Annotated in this window: 7 protein-coding genes; 3 read left to right on the top strand and 4 right to left on the bottom strand. The window is 65.2% G+C overall.

The genetic code is table 11. The features are described from left to right. Nucleotides 1-112 precede the first annotated feature (112 nt). The 4 genes from BLV04_RS22165 to glpK form a co-directional block, all read right to left on the bottom strand. A complete protein-coding gene (locus BLV04_RS22165; RefSeq protein WP_093037893.1) occupies nt 113-1915 on the bottom strand; it encodes an ABC transporter substrate-binding protein in 1803 nt (600 codons plus the stop codon). A gap of 40 nt (nt 1916-1955) precedes the next feature. Further along, nucleotides 1956-2690: an MIP/aquaporin family protein gene (locus BLV04_RS22160; RefSeq protein WP_093037890.1), complete on the bottom strand. Its 735-nt coding sequence runs from the start codon at nt 2688-2690 to the stop codon at nt 1956-1958. A gap of 84 nt (nt 2691-2774) precedes the next feature. After that, nucleotides 2775-4436: a glycerol-3-phosphate dehydrogenase/oxidase gene (locus BLV04_RS22155; RefSeq protein WP_093037887.1), complete on the bottom strand. Its 1662-nt coding sequence runs from the start codon at nt 4434-4436 to the stop codon at nt 2775-2777. A gap of 4 nt (nt 4437-4440) precedes the next feature. Further along, nucleotides 4441-5952 (bottom strand): glycerol kinase GlpK, encoded by a 1512-nt coding sequence (glpK, locus tag BLV04_RS22150; RefSeq protein WP_093037884.1) that lies wholly within the window; start codon nt 5950-5952, stop codon nt 4441-4443. 283 nt (nt 5953-6235) lie between these two features. Between glpK and BLV04_RS22145 the strand changes: the two genes are divergently transcribed. The 3 genes from BLV04_RS22145 to BLV04_RS22135 all read left to right on the top strand — a co-directional run bounded on the left by BLV04_RS22145 (nt 6236) and on the right by BLV04_RS22135 (nt 8316). Continuing rightward, on the top strand, nt 6236-7351 hold the full coding sequence (locus BLV04_RS22145; RefSeq protein ID WP_093037881.1) for a L,D-transpeptidase family protein: 1116 nt from the start codon (nt 6236-6238) through the stop codon (nt 7349-7351). 113 nt (nt 7352-7464) lie between these two features. After that, the gene (locus tag BLV04_RS22140; RefSeq protein ID WP_093037899.1) at nt 7465-7860 is read left to right on the top strand and encodes a cupin domain-containing protein; all 396 of its coding nucleotides are present in this window, start codon (nt 7465-7467) and stop codon (nt 7858-7860) included. A gap of 66 nt (nt 7861-7926) precedes the next feature. Next, nucleotides 7927-8316 carry a DUF4124 domain-containing protein gene (locus BLV04_RS22135; RefSeq protein ID WP_217633775.1) on the top strand — a complete coding sequence of 130 codons (390 nt, stop codon included), beginning with the start codon at nt 7927-7929 and terminating at the stop codon, nt 8314-8316. The last annotated feature ends 199 nt before the right edge of the window (nt 8317-8515 follow it).

Raw genomic sequence — 8515 nt, 5'->3', positions numbered from 1 at the left:
TGTTGTTCAAGCACCCCGAGGGAGGCCCACCGCTCTCCCTCATACAAGTTGACGATTTAAGAGGAAAAACCCATCAGGGAAGGTGGCCGTACTCATTCTACACGCCGCCGGATCAGACGCCGACGGTTCCGGTCCGCCACGCCTCCAAGAGGGTCTCGTAGTCCATGGTCTTGCCGATCCCCTCCTCGTCCGGCAATCGCGGTTTCGGGGCGCCCGGTCTGGCGAGCCAGACGGTCGGGTCTTCGGGTGCCAACAGCTGCGGCGCGCAGCGTTTGGACAGGCCCAATGCCGCAATGCGCGCCAAGGTCTGGTCTTGGGCCTCGGCCAGATTGTCCATGGTCTGTTGCGGATCGGTCTTTCCTTGGACCGCTTCGCCGATGCGAGTCCACCATAGCTGCGCCAGCTTCGGATAGTCCGGAACATTGAGGCCGGTCGGGGTCCAGGCCATGTGTGCCGGGCTGCGATAGAACTCCACCAGGCCGCCGAGGCGGGGTGCCGCCGCGGTCATGGCCTCGGAGGCGAGGTCGCTGCGACGGATCGGGGTCAGCCCGACCAGGGTCTTTTTGAGCGACACCGTCTTGCAGACGCAGAACTGGGCGTAGAGCCAGGCCGCCCGACGGCGATCGATTGGTGTCGTGGCAGGCAGGGTCCAGGCACCGCAGTCCTGGTAGCCGTGCTTCATGCCGGGCTCCCAATAGGCGCCGTGGGGCGAGGGCGCGACCCGCCACTTGGGCAGTCCGTCGCTGTCCATCACGGCCGATCCGGGCTTGACAAGTTCGGGCGTAAAGGCGCTGTACCAGAAGACCTGCTGGGCGATGTCGCCGCGTGCGGGCACCGGGCCGGCGTCCGTGAAGGTCATGTCCAGCGCCTCCGGGGGCGCGAAGGCGCGCAGCCACTCCAGATACTTGCGCAGGGCGTAGACGGCGGCCGGGCTGTTGGTCGCACCGCCGCGCGAGACGGAAGACCCGACCGGCCTGCAATCCTCGACCCGGATCCCCCACTCGTCGACCGGCATGCCGTTGGGCAGACCCGGATCCCCGACCCCGGCCATCGCGAGCCAGGCGTCGGTGAAGCGCCAACCGAGCGAGGGGTCGACCTTGCCGTAATCCATGTGTCCGTAGACGCGTCGCCCGTCGATCTCGCGGACATGGTTCGTGAAGTAGTCGGCGATGTCCTCGTAGGCCTTCCAATTGAGCGGAACGCCGAGCGGATAGCCGTAACGGGTCTCGAAACCGCGCTTCAGGTCGTCGCGCCGGAACCAGTCGTCGCGGAACCAATAGAGGTTCGCAAACTGCTGGTCGGGTAATTGGTAGAGGACGCCGTCGGGACCGGTGCTGAAGGAGAGACCGATGAAATCATCCAGATCCAGCGTCGGAAGCGTGACCTCGGCGCCCTCGCCGACCATCCAGTCCGACAGCGGCACGACGCCGTCGCTGCGGAAATGCGTGCCGATGAAGTCCGAGTCGTTGACATAGGCGTCGTAGAGGTTTCGCCCGGTCCGGGTCTGACGCTGGATGCGCTCGACGAGCTCACCCTCGTGGATCAGGTCGTGCTGGACCTGGATGCCCGTGATCTCATGGAAGGCCCGAGCCAGGATGCGTTGCTCGTAGACATGGGTCGGGATGGTCTCGGATACGACATGGATGCGCTGCCCCCGGAAGGGTGCCGCCGCGCGGATGAAGAACTGCATCTCGGCCATCTGCGCGTCGGGATCCAGGGTCGAGGGCGTGAGTTCGCTCGTCAGCCAGCGACGCGCGGCGGCGAAGCGGGCCGGATCGATGTCGGCTGGCGGCCTGGCTGACTGTTGGGCCGAGGGAAGACCGGGCAGCGCCGCGCCGCCGAGCAGCGCGGCGGCAGCCCCGAGGAATCGGCGCCGGCTCGGCCGATCGGGTTGCTTTGGCGTGTGTCGACTCATCGGAGTTCTCCCATGTGCTTGTAACGCGCGGGCATGGGCATCACCGAAACTGCACGCTGGTCGGGTCCTGCAGCACCAGATACAGGAGACCGGCCAGCCCAGCGCCGAGGAGTGGACCGACCACCGGGACCCAGGCATAGCCCCAATCGCTGTCGCGCTTGCCGCCCGGCATGGGCAGCAGTGCATGCACGATCCGAGGCCCGAGATCGCGCGCCGGGTTGATCGCATAGCCGGTTGTACCACCGAGGCTCAGACCGATGGCCAGGACGAGCAGACCGACCGGCAGGGCATCCAGTGCACCCAGGCCGAAGACGGACACGGCGAGGAAGAGCACAGCGAACACCAGGACGAAGGAACCGATGATCTCGGAGAAGAGGTTGGATGGCGCGTTGCGCACGGCGGGGGCGGTGCAGAAACAGGCGAGCTTGAGGTCGGGATCCTCGGTGCGTGCGAAATGCGGCCAGTAGGTCAGCCAGACCAGCACTGCACCGATCATGGCCCCGATGAACTGCGCCAGAACGTAGGCAGGCACCTGACCCCATTCGAACTTGCCGGCGACCGCGAGGCCGACCGAGACCGCCGGATTCAGGTGGGCGCCGCTGAACGCGGCGACCGTGAACACGGCCACGAACACGGCCATGCCCCAACCCCAAACAATGACAATCCAGCCGCCGTTTTGGCCCTTGGTCCCGGTCAACAGGACGTTGGCCACGACACCGTTGCCGAGCAGGATCAGCAGGGCGGTACCGATCAGCTCTCCGAAGAATGGGGTCATGGCCGTTGCCCTCGGGTGGTTGTGTCGTCGCGGAACCTGCTCGGAGCCAGGCTCGGAGTCCCGGCACGGAGCGCCGACTCGACGTCAGGCGGCATCCGACTCCAGGTGGCGGGATTGCGCCCGTGTGACGCTTCGAGACTCGCCGAAATACTCCGCGTATCGCGCCTGTGCAGCCTCGCCGAAGAGGATCTCGCAAGCATCCATGAGCCCCTCCGCCTCCTGGATCTGCCGGCGCGGAACCACCAGGGCGATCTTGGAGCGACGGCGCAGGAAATCCTCGAGCGTGACGATCATCTCCTGACGCTTGGCGAGCTGGATCTCGCAGCGCAGATAATCCGTCCCCTTGATTAAGACCTCGGCCCGGCGGGGGTCCTCGCGGATCTGGGCAAGCAGCTCGAAGGCCTGCTGGTCGTAGCGGCGCCACAGCCGGCTGGAGAGCGGCTCAATCGACTCGGGCGAGGTGTAGCTGTCCAGATTCATCAAGCGAGCCTGGTGCATGTACTCCTCGTAGACCGAGCGGTGCGGCTCGCCGTACCAGCGGTACCCGGCATGCGGCAGGTCGATGCCGAGCCCGGCGACGATCCGCGCGACCTCGTTGCCGACATTGACGCAGTCGGTGAGCTTACCGCCGAAGATCGACAGATGGGCATGCGCGCGATCGACGTCGATCTCGTGCTTGCGCGAGAGCTGCATCCAGTCGCGCCCGCTGCCGTCGCCGCCTTGGCGCTTCACCACCAAAGGGCGCACCCCGCAGCGCTCGGCGATGATGTCCTCGCGCTTCAGCGGCGCGGCCAAGGCGACCCGCTTGTTGATGTTCTCCAGCACGAAGTCGCGATCCGCGTCGGTGACCTCGGTCTCGGGAGTGTCGACCCGGTTGTCGGTGGTGCCGATGCAGGTGCGCACGCCCATCGGGATGACGAAGAATAGCCGTCCGTCGTCGGCGAAGAAGGTCAGGATCCGCTGATGGGGCGTGATCCGCGGCACGATCAGGTGGATGCCTTTGGAGAACAGGTGTTGATGCTCGGTCTGCTCCCCGGTGACTTGATTGTGATCGTCGACGAAGGGACCGGCGGCGTTGATCAGGATCTTGGAGCGGATCTCGAAGGTCTCGCCCGTCCGTGTATCGCGCGCACGGGTAATCCAAAGCTCCCCGTCGCGCCGTGCACCGAGTGACTCGACATAGTTCGCCGCGATGCAGCCGCGATCCATCGCCGAGCGCACGAACTGGAAGACGAAGCGCGAGTCGTTGTCGTGCAGATAGGCGTCGGAGTATTCGAATCCGCCGGCCGCCTTGTCGGTCTTCACCACCGGCTCCTCGCGGTGGATGCGGTCCTTGGTGAGGAAGCGCGGGATCCGCGTGAAGCCGTTGCCGAACAGCCAGTAGACCCAGGTGCCGAGCCACAAAAAGAAGGGCGAGAATCGAAACCCGCGGTCGATCGTCGCGAAGAAGCGGATCTCCTTGACCCGGCTCGGGTAGCTGCGGATCAGCTCATTGCGGCTCAAACACAGCTTGCGCACGAGCAGGTAATCGCCGCTTTCGAGATACTTGATGCCGCCCCAGGCCAGATTCGACGATTGCTGACTGGTAAAGCCCGCGAAATCGCGTTTGTCGATCAGGGCGACCCGGGCGCCCTTTCCCGACAGAGCGGCGGCGGACACCGCCCCGTTGATCCCGCCACCGATGATCAGGGCGTCATAGACCACACCCTCGCGCAGCTTGGCGATATTGCTCTCGCGCAGCGTCATGGAATCAGTCGTCATCGAGAGCCCAGCCCTTGGAAAGCTCGACGGCCTTGTGCCAACGCTTGAACAAACGCTCGCGCTTGGCCGCGTCGAAGCGCGGGTGATAGCGCACATCCAGCGCCCACTTCTCGGCGATCTCCTCGCGGCTCGCCCAGAATCCGACGGCGAGGCCGGCGAGATAGGCCGCGCCGAGCCCCGTGGTCTCGGTGATCCTCGGGACCTCGACAGTGACGCCCAGGATGTCGGCCTGAAACTGCATCAGGACGCTGTTGACCGCCGCCCCGCCGTCGCAACGCAGCTCCTTGAGCGCAATGCCGGAGTCGCGCTCCATCGCCTCGATGACGTCGCGCGTCTGATAGGCCATGCTCTCGAGCACCGCACGCGCGACATGGCCCCGAGTCGTCCCCCGCGTGATCCCGATCAGCAGGCCGCGCGCATAGGGATCCCAATGCGGGGCACCGAGACCCACCAGGGCCGGAACGAAGTAGACCCCCTCGTTCTCCGGCACCGATCGCGCCAGCTCGCGTGTCTCGGAGGCATGACGGATCATGCCGAGCCCGTCGCGCAGCCACTGCACCGCGGAGCCGGTCACGAAGATCGCACCCTCGAGCGCGTATTCCACCGGCTCGTCCCCCACACCCCAGGCAATCGTCGTCAGCAGGCGCTCGTCGCTCGCCACTGCCTCGGTTCCGGTATGCATCAGCACGAAGGAGCCGGTCCCGTAGGTGTTTTTCGCCATCCCGGGGCTGTGGCAGGCTTGGCCGAACAAGGCCGCCTGCTGATCCCCGGCGATGCCGGCGACCGGGATGCCGTGCGTGCCGAAGAACATCTGCGGATCGGTCTCGCCGTAGATCTGCGAGGAGGGACGCACCTCGGGCAGCATGGCGGCAGGGATCTCCAATAACTCCAGCAGCTCCGCGTCCCACCGGAGGTCGCGGATGTTGTAGAGCATGGTGCGGGAGGCGTTGGAATAGTCCGTGATATGCACGCGGCAGCCCGTCAGCCGGTACACCAGCCAGGAGTCGATGGTGCCGAAACAGATCTCGCCGCGTTCGGCTCGCTCGCGCAGCCCCGGCTGGTTGTCCAGGATCCACTTCAGCTTGGTGCCGGAAAAGTAAGGATCGATGACCAAGCCGGTCTTAGCCCGGACCATCTCCTCGAGACCGCGTGACTTGAGCTCGTCGCAATAGCGTGCGGTGCGCCGATCCTGCCAAACGATGGCTCGCCCGACCGGACGACCCGAGGCCCGCTCCCAAACGACCGTCGTCTCGCGCTGGTTGGTGATGCCGATGGCTTGGATCTCGTCGGGCGGGACGCCGCCGGCGCGCAACGCCTCGGCGATGACCTTCATCGTGATCAGCACGATTTCTTCGGCATCGTGCTCGACCCATCCGGGCTTGGGATAGTGTTGTGTGAACTCGGAATAGGCACGCGCGCGGACCAACCCGGCGTGATCGAAGATCAACGCCGTCGTACCCGTGGTGCCCTCATCGATGGAGAGGATATAGCCGCTGTTCATCTGTCGACGCTCGCCTCCGGTGGTGGGATGACGCCTGCACATCCCTGTGGTCGCTTTTTCTTCGAGGTCCATGACGCCGTCGCCCGATCACGTCGGGCCGGATCCCGCCGATCGCGGGGCGGCGTTTGCCCGAACGATCTCGTACGAAACGAGGTCGATCATCCTAGCGTGCCGCCCGGTATTCGCAATCGCTTGAGTGTAGTACGCGCGGAGGCAGGTCGCTTGCCACCGGGGCCATGAACAGCCAACCTATAGGCTGTCTCTTCCTGAGCGAGGTCATTCGGTGTTTAACCAAACCCAATACACGCAGGATCGGGATTTTACCGAGGCAAGCTCGGCGGGCCGCGGCGGAGCGAACGCTGCGCTGCGCTGGTGCTCGATACTTCTTGCCGCCCTCGCCCTGAGCGGCTGTGCGACGCTTCATGACTCGCATCTATTCGTCAAGGAGCCGGAGCGTGCCGATCGCTTCGTCCTGCCGGACGACGAGACCGACGTCGTCGGAGACGTGCAGGTCGTGGTCGCGCGATACGAAGACACGCTCCCGGATTTCGCGCGTCGCTACGGGTTGGGCCACGACGAGATCATCGCGGCGAACCCCGGCGTCGACCCCTGGCTTCCGGGAGACGGAACGCGCGTGGTTCTTCCGACCCAGTACGTCCTGCCGAATGCCCCGCGCGAAGGCGTGGTCGTGAACCTCGCAACACTGCGGCTGTTCTATTTCCCCAAGCGCGAGGAAGGCGAGCCACAGGTTGTCGTCACCCACCCCATCGGCATCGGTCGAGAGGGTTGGCGAACGCCATTGGGACAGATGCGGATCATCCAGAAGACCGAAAACCCGACGTGGACGCCGCCTGCATCCATCCGTCGGGAGCGCGCGCAGCGTGGCGAGCAGCTCCCGGGCGTCGTCGCGGCAGGACCCGACAATCCGCTCGGCGCTCACGCGATGCGCCTGAGCCGACCCCAGTATCTGCTCCACGGCACGAACAAACCCTTCGGCATCGGCATGCGCGTGAGCCACGGCTGCATCCAGCTTTACCCGGAGGACATCGAGCGCCTGTTCGCGGAGGTTCCGATCGGGACCAAGGTCACGGTCGTGAACCAGCCCTATCTCGTCGGATCGCGCGCCGGCGAGGTCTACCTGGAGGCACACGCGCCGCTCGCCGAGGACGAAAAGCGCTGGAAAGGCAGCCTGAAACCGATGGAGAAGGCGATCGAGGCCGAAACCGCCGACGGCCCCGGCATCGTCGATTGGGAGAAGGCACGGGAAGTGGCCTTGGGGGCACGAGGATTTCCGCTTCCGATCTCCCCCGGCAGCCCCGGTCTGGAGGATGTCGTCGCCCGCGCACGTCGAGTGCCCCGCATTCCGCCGTGGGCGGAGGTCGAGGGCGGAGAGACCTGAAGCTCGGCCTCGTGACCCTGCGGTCGATGCTCCTCTGCGACCTGCGCGCCTTCTCCCGGCAGGTCGCGACCCCCATGATCCGAGAGACGTCAGCGAACCAGAGAACCCAAGTCATGAACGCAAAGATCGTGACGGTCCGCCCCGAGCGTCCCACCGACACGCTGCAGCGGCTGCCCAACTTCGTAGGCATCTCCGAGGCCACGGCCGGCGCCGCGGGGATCTCGATGAACCTGGTGGTCATCCCGCCCGCAGGCGAGGCCGAGCCCCACCTGCACCTGGGCTTCGAAACCGCCATCTATCTGCTCAAGGGCCGCGTCGAGACACGCTACGGCGAGAACCTTCGGGACTCGGTGGTCAACGACGAAGGCGACTTCATCTTTATCCCGGCGGACGTACCCCACCAACCCAGAAATCTCAGTGACACCGAACCCGCGCTCGCCATCGTTGCGCGCAACAACGCCAACGAGCAGGAAACCGTCCAGCTCTATCGCCCTGCCGGGAGTGAATAGGGCGGTCAAGACGCTTGATCACGAGCCAGGAGGAAACACATGCCGGGACGCTGCCAAGATTACTTCATGATTCTCGCCATTTCCGTCGGCGGATTCTCGCCACCGAGCGCAGCTGAAATACACAAGTGCATAAGCAAGGACGGGAAGGTTTCCTTCAGCGATGTCGCCTGCCCTCAGGATGCAGCCGGGGAGACGCTGGACATTCCCCGCAAACCGGCGAGCCCCTCACCGGATCAAGGATCCGACCTGAGCCCGTATCCGACGGCGCAACCTCCGGCACGACTCGATCGGCAGCGAACGAGAGAACCCGCCAAAGAGCAGCAGCCGCGGACAAACACCTCGCTCATCTACCAAAAATGGCTGATCGAAGAACGGAATGCGACGATCCGGGGGGCGATTCCGCCGGAGATCAACCGGCCTCGCGCAAAGACCCGGACGGAGATCGGCAAGGATTGAGCGAGGGCAACGACCCATGCGTCCTCGTCCGCGTGTCTTACGGGTGGGATTCGAAAACCGAGCATGCGCAGCGCCAAAGGATCGGCCCGGCTCGCGCATCGGCCCGCCTCGGCGATGGCTGTTAGACGCAACATGGTTTAAGAAATGGGATTAGAAGGGATAAGCCGAGATAAAGCGCGCTAAGTAGCGGTGCCGTCGG

It is taken from the genome of Thiocapsa roseopersicina (genome assembly GCF_900106925.1).
Taxonomy (GTDB): domain Bacteria; phylum Pseudomonadota; class Gammaproteobacteria; order Chromatiales; family Chromatiaceae; genus Thiocapsa; species Thiocapsa roseopersicina.
Note: the sequence above shows the minus strand (reverse complement) of the source record. Positions and strands in the feature narration are given on the sequence as shown.